Raw genomic sequence first — 17,409 nt, forward strand, 5'->3', positions numbered from 1 at the left:
GTCGAATCGGGTCAAGCCCACTGTCACCTCGGTCGTGGTCTGCTGTGTATTACTGATGGCCGCTATTCACTCCATCTGGTGGAGCGCGCACATCTACTACCAGGTCCTGATGCGCACACACTTCAGCGATCCCGGCCGCCCCAAGTGGTACCAGTTCCCGTTGGCTCTCTCCAACGGCCGTGCCATGGCGAGTTGGGTCTGCCGCGACATCATTTCCGGGTCGGCGCACGTGAGTGGGCTGAGCGAGCAGTTGCGTCCGGGTAAGGAACTGCGGTCCAGCTCGGGCACTTAGGCGACCCGACGTGTGTTCGGCGGCGCGGAACGTGGGTTCGTCTTCGCTGTCGCCGCGTTCCTCGCCGTACTCATCGCGGTCTTTGCCGGGGTTTCAACCGCCGAGAAAACCGCGCAGGGCTCGCACCAGCGCTTCCGGGTTCTCCTCGGCCATATGGTGGCCGGAGTCGATGGGTACGCCACGGATGTCCTTCGCCCACGGCTCCCAGATCGCGAGCGGGTCGCCGTACAGGTCCTCCATGTCGTCGCGGGTCGACCACAGGTAGAGCGCCGGGCACTCGACGAGCCGGCCGGCCAGGCGGTCATCCTCCTCGTGTTCGCGGTCGATGCCGAGGCCGGCCCGGTAGTCCTCCAGCATCGCCCGGACCGTGGCCGGGTCGTGGACGGCGGCCCGGCGCTCCTCGAAATTCTCCTTGCCCATGGCGTCCGGGTCGCCGCCGTACCAGGCGTCGGGGTCGGCGAGGATGGCGCGCTCGGGCTTGTCCGGCTGGGCGAAGAAGAACCAGTGGTACCAGTCGTGGGCGAACTTGGCGTCGCAGCGGGCAAGGGCCTCACTGATCGGCACCCCGTCCATCACGACGAGCCGGTTCACCGCGTCCGGATGGTCGAGTGCCAGGCGCAACGCTACGTAGCAGCCGCGGTCGTGCCCGGCGGCCGCGAAGATCGGATGGCCCAGCGCCTCCATCAGGCGACGCATGTCCTCGGCTACGGCCCGCTTGGACTGCTGCGCGTGGTCCGGCCGGATCGCGGCCTTGCCGGAACTGCCGTACCCCCGCATGTCCGGGCAGACCACGGTGAACCCGTCGGCGACCAGCCGCGGCGCGACCCGGTGCCAGGTGGCCCCGGTGCGTGGGTGCCCGTGGATCAGCAGGACCGGCGGTCCCTCGCCGCCATGACGAACCCGCAGCTCAACCTCGCCGACGTCGACTCGCTCCTCCGCAAATCCCTCAAACATGGCGGTGACATACCCACCCGATCCGGCAATGAACAGACAACTTGGCAGACGACCGTCCGAGCGTCTCGACACCGCGGGGGGAGAGGCGTTGCGAAATGCGATCGCCTGGCCGGTTCGCGAGCTGCTCGGTGCGGGAAACCCCCGGCATGTCCGGGTCGCCGGCTACCGGTTGCTGATCGGCGGCGACGCATGGGAGCGGCTGGCCGTCAACCTGCTGGTCGACGACCTCGACGGCTGGTTGCGCACCAGTGCGCGAGCGGACATCGACGGATGGCTGGGTGGACCGGCGGCCACCACCTATCGTGCGGTTCCACGCCGGCCTTCCCGGCCGGTGACCATCGGTGGGGTCGGGAGTCAGTCGAAGCGGATGTGCAGGCCGATGATCTGGCCGGCCCGGCGCCGGATGTCGAGGGTGCCGGTGCCGCCGCGCGACCACGCGAAGGCCACCGTCTCGCCGTCCGTGCCGGGACGGACCTCGACGACGCGCATGGTGTCGCCGGGCGGGTTGGTGGCGTACGCGTCGGCGATGGCCTGGCGGCCGTGGAACGGTCCCACCGGCACCCCGGCGAAGGTCATCACGGCGTCGGGATGCAGGGTCGCGATCAGCGCGGACCAGTCACCGCTGAGCACGGCGGCGTTGAACCGGTCGATGTGGTCGTGCCGGACCGGATCGGTCATGGCCGCCATTCTGCGGCATCAACGGCTCGGACCACCGATCAGGGCTGCCGGCCGTTCCAGGACCAGCGCGGGACGGTCAGGCCGGTGGGCACGTCGTCGGGGGAGCGGTGGTAGCGGTTCATCGTCGTCGTGGTCGCCCAGGCGAAGTAGTCGTGCAGAACCTGCCGCAGCGGGTCGGCGGTGAAACCGGCGTCGGTCAGCGCCTCGTCGAAGCAGGCGATCGCTCGCCGGTCCATCTCCTCGTGCGGGCCGTTGCCGCTGTGCATGCGCACCACCGTGGACTCGTCACCGTAGTGGCCGGTGTAGGCCGTGGGACCGCCGAGGGCCTCGGCCCAGTAGGCGGCCAGCCGGGCGGTGTGCTCGGGGTGGTAACCGTGGCTGAACGCGTGGCTCACCACCTCGTCGGCCAGCACCCGGGCGTGCCAGGCCGCAGCCAGGCGGGTCAGGCCCTCGGTAGCGCCGGCTGCCTGGTAGACGCTCGGCATCGGGTGACCTCCGATCGCGCGATAGGCAAACCGTACCGCGAGACCGGACAACGCAGGGCGACGCCGCACCGGCCGTCCGTGGCCGATGCGGCGCCGCCGCGGGGGGGTGGGTAGGTCAGTACTTGAAGGCCGAGACCAGGCCGCGCAGGTCCTCGGCCGTGCGGGCCACCTCGGTGGAGGCCTGGCGGGTCTGCTCGACGCCCTCGGCCGACATGGCCGCCGCGGTGGCGACGTCGGAGATGTTGGTGGCGATGCGGCTGGAGCCGCTGGAGACCTCGCCGATGCTGCGGCTCATCTCGCCGGTGGTCGCGGTCTGCTCCTCGACGGCCGAGGCGATCGTCGTCTGGAAGTCGTTGATCTGGGCGATGACCTCGGAGATCCGGGAGATCACCTCGACCGCTCCGCCGGTGTCCTGCTGGATGGCGGCGACCCGGGCGCCGATGTCCTCGGTGGCCTTGGCGGTCTCCTGGGCGAGGTCCTTGACCTCGGAGGCGACCACCGCGAAGCCCTTGCCGGCCTCGCCGGCCCGGGCGGCCTCGATGGTGGCGTTCAGCGCGAGGAGGTTGGTCTGCTCGGCGATCGAGGTGATCAGCTTGATCACATTGCCGATCTCGGCGGAGGACTCGCCGAGCTGGCGGACGGTTTCGGTGGCGCGGGCGGCCTCGTTCACCGCGGTCGCGGCGATCTGGGCGGACTCGCTGGTGTTGCGGGAGATCTCGCGGATGGCCAGGCCCATCTCCTCGGAGCCGGCGGCTACCGACTGCACGTTGCGGGAGATCTCCTCGGCCTCGGCGGCGGCCGACACGGTCTGGGCGTTGGTGGCGCTCGACGACTCGGCGATGGTGCCGGCCACGGCGGACAGTTCGGAGGAGGCGCTGGCCAGCATGTCGGCGTCGGCGGCGATGGTGCTCATCGAGTCGCGGAGTTTTTCGAGCGACCGGTCCAGGTTGGTGGCCATGGTGCCGAGCTCGTCGCGGCTGGTGATCTCGCTGCGGACGGTGAGGTCGCCGGCCGCGAGGGCGTCGATGACCACGCCGAGGCGGCGGACCGGCGTGAGAATGGAGCGGACCAGCGGGACGGCCAGGCCGATCATCAGCAGCAGGCCGAGGCCGGCGACGATCAGGGCGAGGTTGCGGGAGAAGGCGACGGTGGAGTCCATGTCCTTCTGTGCCTGCTCGGCCGCCGCGGTGCTGGCGTCGGTCAGGGCGCCCAGCTCGTCGTCGGTGACGTGGTTGCGGTCGGCGATCTCGGCGATGTTCCTCACCGCGGCGGCCCGGTCGGCGAGCGCGGCCTTGGTGAAGTCGGTGATGAAGGCGCTGAAGTCGACGAAGTCGGGGCGGATCTTGGTGAATTCGGCCTGCAGTTCGGGGGTGAGGCCGGCCGCGGCGACCGCGTCCTGCGCCTCGACGGAGGACTGCACGTCGTCGACCACGTCCTGGGTGACGTCCTGGCCGAGCAGGGAACGGTAGGCGTCCACCTTGAGCTCGCTCTGCCGGGTGTCCAGGTGGTGCAACGCGGCGAGGCCGGCATCCAGGCCGGTGATCGTACGGCTCTGGGTGGCGACCTTGTTCTGGCTGTACAGGTTGATGGCGGCCAGCGCGGCCAGGAGAACTGCGCCGATGGTGACGATGAGCCCGAGACGCCGGGCGACACCGATGTTGTGCAGTCTCCGCATGTGACTCTGCCTCTGCTGTCAGGCCGCTTCTTCGCGGTGGTCGATGCCAGCAGAATCGGTGGTGATCCGGGTCACCTGAGGTCGGCAACCGCAAAGCAACAAATCAAGATCAGCGGCGGGCGGCGGTCTTCTCCTCGTACATCGCGGTGTCGGCGTCGCGGGTGAGGTCGTCCAGGGAGCGGGTGGAACCGGCCGGGCGGCAGGCGACGCCGATGCTGGTGCCGACGGCCACCTCCGATCCGTCGATGTCCACCGGGCGGCGGATCTCGTCGCGGAGGCGGGCGGCCAGCTCACCGGCGGTGTGCTCGTCGGCGCCCGGCAGCAGCACGATGAACTCGTCACCGCCGATCCGGCCGGCCAGGTCGCCCTGGCGCAGTCCGGCGGCGAGGCGGTGCCCGATCTCCTGCAGCAGCCGATCGCCGGCAGCGTGGCCGCGGGTGTCGTTGACCTCCTTGAAGCCGTTCAGGTCGAGGACCAGCACGGCCAGGGCCCGGCCGCGCTGCGCCTCGGCGTAGAGCACGACCTGGTCGCGGTTGGGCAGGCCGGTCAGGTGGTCGTGGTGGGCCTGGTGCTGCATGGCCCGGCGGGCCTCGTCGAGTTCCTCGACCTGCCGGGCGAACGCCTCGCCCTGGATGCCGGAGAGCACCGCCACGATGAGCCCGAGGATGATCGCGGTGGGCAGTTCGCCGTGCCGGAGGCTGGGCTGGGGGAGGACGCCCATCGACGCGGCGAAGCCGGCCGAGGTGACGGCCCACACGACCAGGGATCCGGCGAGCCGGTGCCGGTAGGCGCCGACCAGGATCGCGATGATCAGCAGCGGCCAGGCGGTCTGCTCGTGATAGCCCTGCGCCCACACCACGATGCCCATCACCGCGCTGGTGTCGACGCCCACCTGGATGACGCTGTAGGCCGAGTACCGGGGTCCGTCCGGGCGCCGGTAGTTGATCGCGGCGAGCACGTTCCCGCAGGCCATCAGCAGGACGCCGAGCATGCAGGAGGTGCGCAGGGTGGGCGGCACGTGCTGACTGACCGGGCCGAGCGCACCGGCCAGGAAGAGCAGCGTGCCGACCAGACCGACACCTCGTGCGACGAAGGCGGCGGCCTCCAGGGTGCGCCGCTTTCGCAGGACGGACGGTTCCATGCCCGGCAGCATCGGTCGCGGCGCCGCCGGGCTGAGCGTTTACCAGGTGGCGAGTACCTCGTCGACGGTCGAGGAGGTCACCGGGGCCGGCACCGGCGGCGGGGTGCGGCCGAACCGGGGTGCCGGTGCCGGCTGCACGACGCCACCGACCTCGACGAACGCGTCGCGGGCCCGGTTGTGCGGGTGGTCCGGCGCCTCGTAGGGGGAGAGCACCGGCGCGACGCAGGCGTCGGTGCCGGCGAAGACCTCCGACCACTCGTCCCGGGTGCGGGTGGTGAAGACCGACGCGAAGCGCGAGCGCAGCACCGGCCAGCCGTCCCGGTCGTGCTGGTCCGGCAGATCTGCGGAGGCGAGGCCGAGCCCGGCCAGCAGCGCGGCGTAGAACGGCGGTTCCAGCGCGCCGACGGCGACGAAGCGGCCGTCCGACGTCGCGTACGTGTCGTAGAACGGTGCCCCGCCGTCGAGCATGTTCTCGCCGCGCGGGAACGGCCACATCCCGGCCGCGTTCATGCCGTGGATGAACGTCATGAGCAGCGCCGACCCGTCGACCATGGCGGCGTCGACGACCTGGCCGCGCCCGGAGCGCTCCCGTTCGAGCAGGGCGGCGAGGATGCCGAGGGCCAGCAGCATGCCGCCGCCCGCGAAGTCGCCGACCAGGTTGAGCGGGGCGTGCGGGCGCTCCCCGGCCCGGCCGATCGGCTCGAGCGCCCCGGACAGCGCGATGTAGTCGATGTCGTGCCCGGCGCGCGGGGCGAGCGGCCCGTCCTGCCCCCAGCCGGTCATCCGGGCGTACACCAGCCTGGGGTTGATCTTGTCGGTGACCGAAGGGCCGAAGCCGAGCCGCTCGGCGACCCCGGGGCGGAAGCCCTCCACCAGCACGTCGGCGCGGGAGATCAGTCGCCGGAGAGACGACGTGCCGGCCTCGGTCTTCAGGTCGAGGAGAACGGAGCGGCGACCGCGCTGCAACGGACCGGGCGGGGGCGCGATGCCGTTGCCGCCGGGCCGGTCGATCAGGACGACGTCGGCGCCGAGGTCGGCGAGGATCATGCAGCCGAAGGGCGCGGGGGCGAGCCCGGCGAGCTCGACCACCCGGACACCGGACAGCGGGCCGCTCATGCGGCGAACCGGTCGCCGTAGAGCTTGGCCAGCTCCGCCGCCCGGTCCTCGAAGTCCGGATGCTGGGTGGCGAACCGCAGGACGCCACCGGTCCAGGCCGGGTAGCCGATGCCGAGGATCGAGCCGACGTTGCCGTCCTCCTCGGTGCGCAGCACGCCCTCGGCGAGGCAGCGCCGCGCGTCGAGCGCCTCCGCGAACAGGAAACGGTCGCGCAGGTCGTCGAACGGAACGGCGCGACCGGACGGGGTGGCGAGCCGGGCGAGGCCGTCCCAGAGGCCGGTGCGCCTGCCCTCGGCGTACGCGTAGAAGCCGCGCCCGGCGGCCCGGCCGGGCCGATCGTGGTTGTCGACCAGGTCGTCGACCAGTTCGTGCGAGGGCAACCGGACGAACTCCGCGCCGGCGGCCGCCTCGAACTGCCGCCGGATCCGCTGGACCAGGGCGAGGCTGACCTCGTCGGCGAGGGCGAGCGGCCCGGTCGGATAGCCGGCCTGCAGCGCGGCCTGCTCGATGGACGGCGCCGGCACGCCCTCGGCGAGCATCCCGATCGCCTCGTCGATGAACTTCCCGATCACCCGGCTGGTGAAGAATCCGCGGCCGTCGTTGACCACGATCGGCGTCTTGCCGATCCGCCGGCCGAGGTCGAAGGCGCGCGCGACCGCCTCGTCCCGGGTGTCCGCGCCGACCACGATCTCCAGCAGCGGCATCTTGCCGACGGGGGAGAAGAAGTGCATGCCGATGAAGTCGGCGGGCCGGGTGACCGTCCCGGCCAGCCCGGTGATCGGCAGCGTGGAGGTGTTGGAGGCGAGCAGTGCGCCGGGCGCCAGGACCGGCTCGACCTCGGCGAACACCGCGGCCTTCAGCGTCGGGTCCTCGAAGACAGCCTCGATCACGACATCACAGCCGCGCAGGTCGTTGACGTCGGCCGTGGTGACGATGCCCGGTCCGGCGGCGCGGGCCGCCAACTCCGGCGTCACGTCCTTGACGACCACCGGCAGGCCGGCCCGGGCACAGGCCTGCGCGATGCCGGCGCCCATCATGCCGGCGCCGAGGACCGCGATCCGGGTGGCCGGCAGCACCTCGACCCGGGGCCGGGCCAGGCCGCCGTTGACCGCGCGCATGTCGAAGAACAGCGCGCCCATCATGTTCTTGGCGATCTGCCCGGTGAGCAGGGAGATCAGGCGGCGGGTCTCGATCAGCTGGGCGGTCTCGAAGTCGACCTGGGCGCCCTCGACCGCGGTCGCCAGGATCGCCTCGGGTGCCGGCATCCGGTTGCCCTTGAGCTGCTTGCGCAGGGTGGCCGGGAAGGCGGGCAGCTGCGCGGCCAGCTTCGGGTGCGACGGCGTGCCGCCGGGCATCCGGTAACCCGGCCGATCCCACGGCTGGGCCGCGTCGGGGTTGGTGATGATCCATTCGCGGGCCAGGGTGATCAGCTCACCCTCGGTGGTCGCGATCCGGTCGACCAGGCCGTTGTCCCGGGCGTCCGCCGGCCGGTAACGCCGGCCGGTCAACAGCCAAACCATCAGAGCAGGACCAAGACCCAACATCCGCACCGTACGCGTGACCCCGCCCGCGCCGGGTAACAGGCCCAGTGTTACCTCGGGAAAACCCAGCCGGGTGCCCGGGCCGTCGAGAGCGATCCGATGATGGCAGGCGAGGGCCACTTCCAGCCCACCGCCCAGCGCGGCGCCGTTGATCGCGGCCACGACCGGACGCCCGTACGTCTCCAGCCGCCGGAAGTCCCGCTTGATGGTGCCCAGGAGCTCGAAGAGCTGCGGCACGTCCTCGTCGGTGACCCGGCTCATCATGGGCAGGTCGCCGCCCGCGAAGAAGGTCGTCTTCCCGCTGGTCACGATGACCCCGGTGACGTCGTCCCGCTCGGCCTCGAGCCGGTCCACGGCCGCGGTCATCGCGGCCGCGTACGCCAGGTTCATGGTGTTCGCGGTCTGGTCCGGGTCGTCGATGGTGAGGGTGACGATCCCGTCCGCCGCGCGCTCGTAGCGGATCATGAAAGCCTCTCGATCACGGTGGCGACGCCCATGCCGCCGCCGATGCACAGGGTGATCACGGCGCGGCGCTGGTCGCGCCGTTCCAGCTCGTCGAGGACGGTGCCGAGGAGCATGGCACCGGTGGCGCCGAGGGGATGGCCGAGGGCGATCGCGCCGCCGTTGACGTTGACCTTCTCGGGGTCGATGCCGAGGTCACGCTCGTACTTGAGGACGACGGCCGCGAAGGCTTCGTTGATCTCGAAGAGGTCGATGTCGTCTACTTCGAGATTCGCGGCTTTCAGGGCCTTCCGCGTGGCGGGGATCGGCCCGGTCAGCATGATCGTCGGATCCGCGCCCGTGACCGCGGCCGAGACAATTCGGGCGCGCGGGGTCAGGCCGGATTTGTCGCCCGCGGTTGCGCTGCCGATCGCGACCAATGCCGCGCCGTCCACGATTCCCGACGAATTGCCGGCGTGGTGCACGTGATCGATCTTCTCGACCCAGTGGTACTTCTGCAGCGCCACGGCGTCGAACCCGGCCGCCTCGCCGATGCCCGCGAAGGACGGCTTGAGCTTGCCCAGGCCCTCGCGGGTGGTCTCCGGGCGCGGGTGCTCGTCGGCTTTCAGAACGGTAAGACCGTTCGGGTCCCGTACCGGAATGATGGAGTTCTCGAAATGGCCGCTGGCGATGGCCTTGGCGGCGCGCTCCTGGGAACGCAGCGCATAGCCGTCGACGTCGTCGCGGCTGAAGCCCTCGACCGTGGCGATCAGATCGGCGCTGATGCCCTGGGGCACGAACCCGGTCTCCAGATTGGTCTCCGGGTCGAGAAACCAGGCGCCGCCGTCCGAGCCCATCGGGTTGCGCGACATCGACTCGACACCGCCGGCCAGGATCAGGTGCTCCCAGCCGGAACGGACCCGGGCCGCGGCCTGGTTGACCGCCTCCAGGCCGGAGCCGCAGAAGCGGTTGAGCTGCACGCCGGCCGCGGTCTCGGGCAGGCCGGCCAGCAGCGCGGCGGCCCGGGGGAGATCACCGCCCTGCTCGCCGACCGGGGTGACGATGCCCAGGACCAGGTCGTCGATGCTGTCCGCGTCGAGGGACGGGTTCCGTTCCCGCAGCGCGGCGATCAGGCCCGTCACGAGGGTGATCGGCTTGGTGCCGTGCAGGGATCCGCTCGCCTTGCCCCGGCCGCGCGGGGTGCGGACCGCGTCGTACACGAAGGCCTCAGAGAACACGGGCGATCAGCTCCTTCATGATCTCGTTGGTGCCGCCGTAGATCTTCTGGACGCGGGCGTCGGCGTACATCTTGGCGATCGGGTATTCGGTGGTGTAGCCGTAGCCGCCGAAGATCTGCAGGCAGCGGTCGACCACCTCGCACTGCCCTTCGGTGAGCCACAGTTTCGCCATCGCGGCGGTCGGCACGTCGAGCTCACCACGGGAGTGCCGGACGATGCAGTCGTCCAGGAAGATCCGGGAGGCCCGCGTACGGGTGGCGCAGTCGGCCAGGACCATCCGGGTGTTCTGGTGGGCGAAGACGGTCTTGCCGAAGGCGGTGCGCTCCTTCGCGTAGGCCACCGCGAGCTCGACCGCCCGCTGCATGGCGGCCACCGCGCCGACCCCGATGACCAGGCGTTCCTGGGGGAGCTGGGCCATCATCTGGAAGAAGCCGCCGCCCTCGGCGCCGAGCAGGTTGGCGGCCGGCACCCGGAAGTCGTCGAAGAACAGCTCGGCGGTGTCGTTCGAGTGCAAGCCGATCTTCTCCAGCAGGCGGCCGCGCCGGAAACCGGGCGGGTCGCCGGCGACCTCGCAGACCAGCAGGCTGATGCCGGCCGCACCCTGGCTGGTGTCGGTCTTCACGGCCAGGATGACCAGGTCGGCCAGGCCGCCGTTGGTGATGAACGTCTTCGACCCGGTGACCACGTAGTCGTCGCCGTCGCGGACCGCCCTGGTGCGCAGCGCCTGCAGGTCGGAGCCGCCGCCCGGCTCGGTCATCGCGATGGCGCCGATCAGCTCGCCGCCGGTCAGGCCGGGCAGCCAGCGCCGCTTCTGCTCGTCGGTGCCGTACTCCACCAGGTAGCCGGTCACGATGCCGCTGTGCACGGCCAGGCCCAGGCTGCCCTCGCCGACGTGTTGCTGCTCGTGCAGCATCACCGCCTCGTGGGTGAAGTCGCCGCCCCCGCCGCCGTACTCCTCCGGCACGGACAGGCCGAGCAGGCCGAGCTCGCCGGCCTTGCGGTAGTGCGCACGATCGGGGTGGCCCTGCCGCTCCAGGCGCTCGGCGTGCGGCAGCACCTCCTTCACGAAGAAGTCGCGCGCGAGCTCGGCGAGGTCGTCGTGCTCGGGTTTGTGCCACGACGGGATATACCCGTCCAGTCCGGGAGTGGGCATGGCCCCACTCTTTCGGCTTGTTGACACAGTGTCAACAAGCGCCGTGCCGTAAGGTCCACTTCGTGAGTGTCGACGTGGGCCAGCGCCGCCGGCTGGAGCCGGACGCCCGGCGCGAACAGATCCTGCTCGTCGCGGTGCGCCTGTTCGGCGAGCGCGGTTACGCCGACGTCTCCACCGGTGACGTGGCGCGCGGCGCCGGCGTCGCCCGCGGCCTGGTCAACCACTACTTCGGCACGAAGAAAGAGCTCTACCTCGAGGTCATCCGGGTGATGCTGACCGTCCCCGCCTCGGCGCTCACCCTGCTGCCGCCGGCCGACCTGCCCACCCGGGCCGACTCCATCGTCTCCTGGTTCCTCGACGTGGTGTCCCGCCACTCCACGTCGTGGCTGGGCGCGATCACCGCCGGCGGGATGGCCGGGGACACCGACGTCGACCGGGTCATCGCCGAGGCCATCGACGTCGCGGCCGACCAGGTGCTCACCGCCGTCGGCCTACCGGTGCACGGCGGTGCCCTGCACGCCATGGCCCGCTCCTACGTGGGCCTCGCGACCTCGACCGCCCGGGAGTGGCTGCAGCGCGGCGATCTCACCCGCGCCCAGGTCCACAAGCTCCTGACCGCGACCCTGCTCACCATGGTGGACCAGGTGTTCCCCGACGCGTGACCGTTCGGGTGACGGTGTTCTAACTCCAGGCTCGACACGATGGGTATCTGCGCGCCCTCGCCCGGCCACCTCACCGGTGACCGACGCACACGCCCACGCCTGGAGGCGGACCCATGCGCACCGACTTCTACAGCGAAGACACCCTCACTCTCGGCACCGCCGACCCGGCCGAGGTCGAGCGCCTCAACGACATACTCGAGAAGAACAACCTGGGCCGGCCCCTGGGGCAGCCCAGTCGCGCGGCCGGCCCCCGGATGATCGTGCCGGTGATCGCCGACGAGATGACCGCCGACCAGGTGGTGAGTGCCCTCGAAGCGGCCGGCGTCGACAGCGAGGTGCGCCGCGACCCGGTGGCCCTGGCCGGCACCCGCTTCCTCAACCTGGCCGGGCGGGACATCCCGCACAGCTTCGAGCCCGCCGAGGCGGCCGCGGCCGCCCACGAACGCCTGCCCTGGGAACCGCTGCCGGCCAACCTGCGCCGCCCGGTCGTCGCGCTGCTCGACAGCGGGGTCCAGCCGCACGAGTGGTTCCCCGACGACGAGGACGACCCGTTCCTGCTCGTCAGCGACTGGGAATCGCCGCTCGACGAGCTCGGGTCGATCGCCCGGCGGCACGGCCGGGACATCCCGCACAGCGGCACCGGCGAGGCCGGGCACGCCACGTTCATCGCCGGGATCGTCCGGGCCGCCGCACCCAGCGCCCGCATCCTGTCGGTCAAGGTGATGAGCGCCGACGGCAAGGTCCGCGAGTCCATCGTCACCAGCGCGCTGCACTGGCTGGTCCGTTACGCCGACGCGAACAACCCGCTCGACGTGGTCTGCATGGCGTTCGGCCGGGAGCCGGGCGACGACAGCGACCAGCAGGCGCTGGTGGACATGGCGGAACCGCTGCGGCTGCTCGCCGACCGCGGGGTCGCGCTGGTCGCCTCGGCCGGCAACGACCACGTCGACCAGGAGATCTTCCCGGCCGCGTTCCCGATGGTCACCGCGGTCGGCGCCGGGTTCGCCCGCTACCACGCCACGTTCAGCAACTACGGCGACTGGGTCGACCGCTACCGCGACGGCGTCGAGGTGCTCAGCACGATGCCGGACGACCGGTGGGCGCGGTGGAGCGGCACGTCCTTCTCGGCGGCGGCCTACGCCGGCGACCTGGCCCGCCCCCATGTGGTCTGACGCCCAGCTCGGGACCCTGCTCGAACGGGCTCGCGACGGCGACCGGGAGGCGCTGCGCGAGCTCGTCCGGGCGCTCGACCCGGTGCTGTGGCGGGTCGCCCGCGGCCAGGGCCTGGCCACCGAGGACGCCGCCGACGTCGTGCAGACGTCCTGGCTGGAGCTGATCCGCCGGCTGCACGACATCCGCACCCCGCGCGCCGTCACCGCCTGGCTGATCACCACCACCCGCCGGGAGGCCTGGCACCGGCGGCAGCGGGCCCGCCGCGACCTTCCCGACGGCGGCACCGCCGTGCGGGCGGTCCCCGACCCCGACCCGCCGCCGGACGAGCGGCTGATGGCCGACGAACGCGACCGGGTCCTGTGGCGGCACTTCGAGCACCTGTCCCAGCGCTGCCGTGATCTGCTGCGCATCGTCGCCCAGGTGGACCGGCCCGACTACACGGTGATCGCCGAGGCGTTCGGTATGCCGCACGGCAGCATCGGCCCGACCCGCTCCCGCTGCCTGGCCAAGCTCCGAGCCGCGCTGACCGCCGACCCGGCCTGGAGCACACCATGACCGATCCCCTCGACGAGGTCGACCGGGAGATCCTCGACCGGATCGGGCGCTACGACCCGCCGCCGCCCGACCTGGACGAGCGGGTGCTGTTCGCGCTGGCTCTCACCGGCCTCGACGACGAGGTGGCCCGGCTCGCCGAAACCGTCGCGCCCGCCGCCCGCGCCGGCGAACAGGCCCGCACGATCACCTTCGACGCGAGCAGCCGTACCGTCATGATCACTATCCTGGAACGCCCCGACGGCCTGGTCCGGCTGGACGGCTGGCTCGCGCCCGGCGCGGCCCTGACCGTCGAACTCCGCCGGCCGGCCCCCGCCCCGCCCCGCACGGTCACCGCCGACGACACCGGCCGGTTCGTCCTGGACGGCGTCCCGCACGGCCTCGCCCAGCTGGTCATCCACGGCACCACCCGGGTGGTGACGCCATCGCTCCTGCTGTGACCGCGCCGCCCGGCCTGCCCGCCCGAGCCGGCCGGCTGTTCGCCGCCGGTCACGCGGCCAACCTGGAAGGGCGGCCGGCGCTGGCGGTGCGCAAGCTGCGTGCGGCAGTCCGGCTGGCCGGGGCGTGCGAGGCGGAGGTACGCGGCCGCCTGCTCATCAGCCTCGCCTGGGCCGAGGCCGAGCGGGGCCGGGTCGACCTCGGCCTGCGCCTGCTCGACCAGGCGGAGCGGCTGCTACCACCGGCCGGGCAGGCGCTGCTGCACGCCCAGCGGGCCGTCCTGCTGCGCCGCAACGGCCGCAACGACCTGGCGCTGCCGGAGTTCTCCCGGGCGATCGCCGGTTTGGCCGAGCCGATCGACCTGGTGAAGGCCCTCAACAACCGCGGCCTGCTGCACCTGGACGGCGGCCGGGTCGGCGCGGCCCGCGACGACCTGCGCCGCGCCGCCCGCATCGCCCAGCGGCACGACTTCACCCTGGTGACCGCGATGGTGCGGATGAACCTGGGCTATCTGGACGTGGTGGCCGGCGACCTGCCCGCGGCGCTGGGCACCTTCGCGGCGGTCCGCCCCGACTACGAACGCCTTCTGCCCGCCCGGCTGTCCAACCTCGCCGTCGAGAAGGCCCGCGCGCTGATCGCGGCCGGGCTGTTCGGCGAGGCGGACCGGGAGCTGGCCACGGCGGTCACCCGGGCGACGGCCCACGGCCAGGACCACACCCGGGCCGACGCCCTGCAGGCCCGCGCCGAGGCGGCCCTGCTGGCCGGCAACCCGTCCGCCGCGGGCGAGTGGGCCTCCCAGGCCCGCACCGATTTCGCCCGCCGGGGCAACCGCCGCCGGGCCGCCCTGGCCGACCTGCTGTCCCTGCGCGCAAGGCTGGCCACGGTGCTTGGGGCAACCTCGACCTCAACCTCAGGTCGACCTCCCGAAGCAGAGAATGCGCAGCTCAAGGCGGGTGTGCCGCCCCCGGCGACCGGAGCGGGAGAGGTGGGCACCGAGGGCTCAACCTCAACCTCAGCTTTAGATTCTGCGATGATCGATGTGAATGGACCAGCGGTGCGGGAGGTCGCTGTTCGGGCGGGGCGGCTTGCTCGGAAGCTTCGGCGGCTCGGGCTGGTCGAGGACGCGCTGGTCGCGGTGCTGGTGGCGGCTCGGGCGACGGTGGCGGGCAGACCGCGGGCGGCGGCCCGGATGCTGGCCGGGGCGGGCGTGCCGGGGCGGCTCGATCGGCTGGACACCCGGCTGTTGTGGCGGCTCACCCGGGCCGAGACGGAGGCGGCGGCCGGGCGGGCGGGGGCCGCCTCGCGGGAACTGGCCGCCGGGATGGCGACGCTGCACCGGTACCGGGGGCGGTTCGGGTCGCTCGATCTGCAGACCGGGGCCTCGGCGCACGGGCGGGACCTGGCTCGTGCGGGGCTGGCCGGCGCGGTACGGGACGGGCGGCCGGGGGTGGTCTTCCGGTGGTCCGAGCGGGTGCGGGCGCAGGCTCTCCGGTTGCCGCCGGTCCGGCCGCCGGACGACCCGGGCGTCGCGTCCGCGCTGGAGGATCTGCGGCAGACCCGGCAGGCGATCCGGGCGGCGGAGATCGCCGGACAGTCCGCCGGTGGGCTGCGGGGGCGGGCCGACCGGCTCCAGCGGCAGATCCGGGAGAGCGCCTGGTCGGTCCGGGGAGCCGAAGGCGGGGCGACCGTTGCCTCGCTGACGGCGGTGCGGGCCGGGTTGGGCGAGACGGTGCTGGTGTCGTACATCGGTGCGGGCGAGACCCTGCACGCGCTGGTCGCCGACCGCTCAGCTGTTGCCCTGATCGGCCTGGGGTCGGCGGCGGCGGCCGAGGAGGCCGTCCGCCGGCTGCGGGCCGATCTTGATACGGGGGCCGGGCGGGCGATGCCGGCGCGGCTCGCCGCGGCCGTCGCCGCCGCCACCCGGCGCGACGCCGACGCGGTCCAGACCGCCTTGCTGGATCCGCTGCTCGGGCTGATCGGCGATCGGGCTCTCGTCGTGGTGCCGACGGGTTTGCTGATGACGGCACACTGGGCGATGTTGCCCGCCTGCCGGGGGAGAGCGGTGACGGTGGCCCCCTCGGCCACGGCCTGGCTCGCGGCACGGCAACGGCCGGCCGGCCGGGATCGGACGCTTCTGGTGGCCGGGCCGGGGATCTCGCGTGGCGTGGAGGAGATCGAGGCGATCGCCGGGATCCGCACCGGTGCGCGGATGCTGGCCGGTGATGCGGCCACGCCGGCGGCGGTGCTCGCCGCGCTGGACGGAGCGGGGCTCGCGCACCTCGCCGCGCACGGGCGGCACGAGGTGGAGAACCCGCTGTTCTCCGCGCTCGATCTGGCCGGTGGGCCGCTCCTCGGCTACGACCTTCCCCGGCTGCGGCGGGCGCCGGAGGTGGTCGTCCTGGCGAGCTGTGAACTCGGCCTGACCGAGGTGCGGCCGGGGGACGAGACCTTCGGGATGGCGTCGGCGCTGCTCGCGGCCGGCACCGCCACCGTCGTGGCGAGCGTCGGCCGGGTGGCGGACGACGCCGCCACCGACGCGATGATCGGTTTCCACCGGGCCCTGTCCGCCGGCCGGGAGCCCGCGGCGGCGCTGGCCGCCGCGGCCGCCGGAACCGGCTTCGTCTGCCTCGGCAGCTGAGATATCTACGCGCTCTCGAAGGCTCGGTTGATGTGGATCTCGATCTGGCGCTGAGCCTCGGCGCCGACCTCCGTCGTCTCCATGCCCAGCTCGATCTCCTCGCCGGTCTCGCGGCGGCGGACCACGCGGGCCGTCATGGTCACCGGGACGCCGTTGAGCTCGGTGGCCACGCCGACCGCGTCGCCGACCGCTACCGGGGTGCGGGCCGGGACCGTGCAGCCGAGGCCGCCGGCGCTCAGATCGGTCAGATGGCCCGCGACCGGCTCCGCGCGGGACGGCACCCGCAGGCGGACCCCGCCGCTGGCGGACAGGCGGTCGGCGCGGCGGCGTTCCAGGCGTTCGGCGACCTCGGACAGGTCCTGGATCTGGTGCATGGTCGCGTCGACCGTGGTGTTCAGGCGTTCGACGATCTGGTGCTGGTCGTCGGCGATGCCGTCGAGCAGGCCCATCGCCTGTTCGATCTCGCCGACGTCCTGGACGATCGCGGTCAGCGTGCCGCCCATCTGGGCCACGTCGGCCTCCAGGGTGGCGATCGTCGCGGCGATCTTGTCGGTGGAGTCGGCGGTGGTGTTCGCGAGGTTCTTCACCTCGGCGGCGACCACCGCGAAGCCCTTGCCGGCCGCGCCGGCCCGGGCCGCCTCGATGGTGGCGTTCAGCGCGAGCATCCGGGTCTGCGAGGCGATCTCGCTGATCACGCTGGCGATGCCGGCCACCTGGTGCAGGCTCTCGTTGAGGGCGGTCGCGGCCTCGTCGGCGCTGCGGGCCCGGCGCACCATGGTCGCCGCGGCGGCGCTGGTCGCCGAGACCCGCTCGTGGGTGGCGTTGGCCGCCTGGCGGGCCGCGCCGACCTGCTCGACCACGTCGCGCAGGCGCTCGCCGATGACGGCGCCGGTGTCGTCGATGGCTTCCTTGGCGCGGCGGCGCAGCCGGCCGTTGACCAGGCGCTGCTCCTGATCGGCCGTGCGGACCCGGTCCTCGCGGTCGGCGCGCATCTGCTCCACCTCGGCCTGCCGCTCGCGCAGCATCCCGTCCAGGCCGCTCAGCCGGTCGTGCAGGTTGTCGAAGGTCAGAGGGACGGCCCCGGCCGCCACCGGCGCCAGGCCGGCGATGCCGGTCTCGAAGGCGCGCAGGTCACGGCCGCGTTGGCGACGGGCTCCGACGAGGTACGCGGCGCCCACCAGCACCACCGCTACGCCGGCCCAGAGCCAGGTCACGCCGTGGTTCCGGGGGTG

Annotated in this window: 16 protein-coding genes; 6 read left to right on the top strand and 10 right to left on the bottom strand. The window is 72.6% G+C overall.

The window, feature by feature from the left end; all coding sequences use genetic code 11:
• The coding region (locus Ato02nite_RS41655) for a hypothetical protein (protein ID WP_213012228.1) at nt 1-292 on the top strand (292 nt) is incomplete at its 5' end.
• A 93-nt stretch (nt 293-385) separates the two neighbouring features.
• Here Ato02nite_RS41655 and Ato02nite_RS41660 read toward each other — a convergent pair.
• From Ato02nite_RS41660 to Ato02nite_RS41700, 9 genes are all read right to left on the bottom strand, one after another.
• Nucleotides 386-1,246 (bottom strand): alpha/beta fold hydrolase, encoded by an 861-nt coding sequence (locus Ato02nite_RS41660; protein WP_213012229.1) that lies wholly within the window; start codon nt 1,244-1,246, stop codon nt 386-388.
• A gap of 354 nt (nt 1,247-1,600) precedes the next feature.
• Nucleotides 1,601-1,924 (bottom strand): nuclear transport factor 2 family protein, encoded by a 324-nt coding sequence (locus Ato02nite_RS41665; RefSeq protein ID WP_213012230.1) that lies wholly within the window; start codon nt 1,922-1,924, stop codon nt 1,601-1,603.
• A 38-nt stretch (nt 1,925-1,962) separates the two neighbouring features.
• The gene (locus tag Ato02nite_RS41670; protein ID WP_213012231.1) at nt 1,963-2,409 is read right to left on the bottom strand and encodes a group II truncated hemoglobin; all 447 of its coding nucleotides are present in this window, start codon (nt 2,407-2,409) and stop codon (nt 1,963-1,965) included.
• Nucleotides 2,410-2,524: 115 nt separating this feature from the next.
• A complete protein-coding gene (locus tag Ato02nite_RS41675) occupies nt 2,525-4,084 on the bottom strand; it encodes a methyl-accepting chemotaxis protein (RefSeq protein ID WP_213012232.1) in 1,560 nt (519 codons plus the stop codon).
• A 109-nt stretch (nt 4,085-4,193) separates the two neighbouring features.
• Nucleotides 4,194-5,225: a GGDEF domain-containing protein gene (locus tag Ato02nite_RS41680; protein ID WP_213012233.1), complete on the bottom strand. Its 1,032-nt coding sequence runs from the start codon at nt 5,223-5,225 to the stop codon at nt 4,194-4,196.
• 39 nt (nt 5,226-5,264) lie between these two features.
• On the bottom strand, nt 5,265-6,341 hold the full coding sequence (locus Ato02nite_RS41685) for a CaiB/BaiF CoA transferase family protein (RefSeq protein ID WP_213012234.1): 1,077 nt from the start codon (nt 6,339-6,341) through the stop codon (nt 5,265-5,267).
• Entirely contained in the window at nt 6,338-8,347 is a 2,010-nt protein-coding gene (locus Ato02nite_RS41690; protein ID WP_213012235.1) for a 3-hydroxyacyl-CoA dehydrogenase NAD-binding domain-containing protein, read from the bottom strand. Before Ato02nite_RS41690 ends, Ato02nite_RS41685 begins: the two co-directional genes overlap by 4 nt.
• Nucleotides 8,344-9,561 (bottom strand): acetyl-CoA C-acetyltransferase, encoded by a 1,218-nt coding sequence (locus tag Ato02nite_RS41695; RefSeq protein WP_213012236.1) that lies wholly within the window; start codon nt 9,559-9,561, stop codon nt 8,344-8,346. The genes Ato02nite_RS41690 and Ato02nite_RS41695 overlap by 4 nt, the downstream gene beginning before the upstream one ends.
• Nucleotides 9,551-10,714 carry an acyl-CoA dehydrogenase family protein gene (locus Ato02nite_RS41700; protein WP_213012237.1) on the bottom strand — a complete coding sequence of 388 codons (1,164 nt, stop codon included), beginning with the start codon at nt 10,712-10,714 and terminating at the stop codon, nt 9,551-9,553. The genes Ato02nite_RS41695 and Ato02nite_RS41700 overlap by 11 nt, the downstream gene beginning before the upstream one ends.
• A gap of 62 nt (nt 10,715-10,776) precedes the next feature.
• Between Ato02nite_RS41700 and Ato02nite_RS41705 the strand changes: the two genes are divergently transcribed.
• The 5 genes from Ato02nite_RS41705 to Ato02nite_RS41725 all read left to right on the top strand — a co-directional run bounded on the left by Ato02nite_RS41705 (nt 10,777) and on the right by Ato02nite_RS41725 (nt 16,177).
• Nucleotides 10,777-11,376 carry a TetR/AcrR family transcriptional regulator gene (locus Ato02nite_RS41705; RefSeq protein WP_213012238.1) on the top strand — a complete coding sequence of 200 codons (600 nt, stop codon included), beginning with the start codon at nt 10,777-10,779 and terminating at the stop codon, nt 11,374-11,376.
• A gap of 113 nt (nt 11,377-11,489) precedes the next feature.
• Nucleotides 11,490-12,548: a S8 family peptidase gene (locus tag Ato02nite_RS41710; protein WP_213012239.1), complete on the top strand. Its 1,059-nt coding sequence runs from the start codon at nt 11,490-11,492 to the stop codon at nt 12,546-12,548.
• Nucleotides 12,538-13,104: an RNA polymerase sigma factor gene (locus Ato02nite_RS41715; RefSeq protein ID WP_213012240.1), complete on the top strand. Its 567-nt coding sequence runs from the start codon at nt 12,538-12,540 to the stop codon at nt 13,102-13,104. Before Ato02nite_RS41710 ends, Ato02nite_RS41715 begins: the two co-directional genes overlap by 11 nt.
• Complete coding sequence (locus Ato02nite_RS41720) at nt 13,101-13,541, top strand: hypothetical protein (protein ID WP_213012241.1); 441 nt, start codon at nt 13,101-13,103, stop codon at nt 13,539-13,541. The genes Ato02nite_RS41715 and Ato02nite_RS41720 overlap by 4 nt, the downstream gene beginning before the upstream one ends.
• Nucleotides 13,538-16,177 carry a CHAT domain-containing protein gene (locus tag Ato02nite_RS41725; protein WP_213012242.1) on the top strand — a complete coding sequence of 880 codons (2,640 nt, stop codon included), beginning with the start codon at nt 13,538-13,540 and terminating at the stop codon, nt 16,175-16,177. Before Ato02nite_RS41720 ends, Ato02nite_RS41725 begins: the two co-directional genes overlap by 4 nt.
• A 5-nt stretch (nt 16,178-16,182) precedes the next feature.
• On the opposite strand, the gene Ato02nite_RS41730 is transcribed toward Ato02nite_RS41725, so the two are convergent.
• Nucleotides 16,183-17,391 carry a methyl-accepting chemotaxis protein gene (locus Ato02nite_RS41730; protein ID WP_213012243.1) on the bottom strand — a complete coding sequence of 403 codons (1,209 nt, stop codon included), beginning with the start codon at nt 17,389-17,391 and terminating at the stop codon, nt 16,183-16,185.
• Nucleotides 17,392-17,409 lie beyond the last annotated feature (18 nt).

It is taken from the genome of Paractinoplanes toevensis (assembly GCF_018332695.1).
Taxonomy (GTDB): Bacteria; Actinomycetota; Actinomycetes; order Mycobacteriales; family Micromonosporaceae; genus Actinoplanes; species Actinoplanes toevensis.

What these genes read in the sequence shown, in the direction of transcription:
- Ato02nite_RS41665 (WP_213012230.1), bottom strand. Translation starts at nt 1,924, where the DNA reads ATGACCGATCCGGTCCGGCACGACCACATCGACCGGTTCAACGCCGCC.
- Ato02nite_RS41680 (WP_213012233.1), bottom strand. Translation starts at nt 5,225, where the DNA reads ATGGAACCGTCCGTCCTGCGAAAGCGGCGCACCCTGGAGGCCGCCGCC.
- Ato02nite_RS41675 (WP_213012232.1), bottom strand. Translation starts at nt 4,084, where the DNA reads ATGCGGAGACTGCACAACATCGGTGTCGCCCGGCGTCTCGGGCTCATC.
- Ato02nite_RS41700 (WP_213012237.1), bottom strand. Translation starts at nt 10,714, where the DNA reads ATGCCCACTCCCGGACTGGACGGGTATATCCCGTCGTGGCACAAACCC.
- Ato02nite_RS41670 (WP_213012231.1), bottom strand. Translation starts at nt 2,409, where the DNA reads ATGCCGAGCGTCTACCAGGCAGCCGGCGCTACCGAGGGCCTGACCCGC.
- Ato02nite_RS41720 (WP_213012241.1), top strand. Translation starts at nt 13,101, where the DNA reads ATGACCGATCCCCTCGACGAGGTCGACCGGGAGATCCTCGACCGGATC.
- Ato02nite_RS41660 (WP_213012229.1), bottom strand. Translation starts at nt 1,246, where the DNA reads ATGTTTGAGGGATTTGCGGAGGAGCGAGTCGACGTCGGCGAGGTTGAG.
- Ato02nite_RS41710 (WP_213012239.1), top strand. Translation starts at nt 11,490, where the DNA reads ATGCGCACCGACTTCTACAGCGAAGACACCCTCACTCTCGGCACCGCC.
- Ato02nite_RS41715 (WP_213012240.1), top strand. Translation starts at nt 12,538, where the DNA reads ATGTGGTCTGACGCCCAGCTCGGGACCCTGCTCGAACGGGCTCGCGAC.
- Ato02nite_RS41690 (WP_213012235.1), bottom strand. Translation starts at nt 8,347, where the DNA reads ATGATCCGCTACGAGCGCGCGGCGGACGGGATCGTCACCCTCACCATC.
- Ato02nite_RS41685 (WP_213012234.1), bottom strand. Translation starts at nt 6,341, where the DNA reads ATGAGCGGCCCGCTGTCCGGTGTCCGGGTGGTCGAGCTCGCCGGGCTC.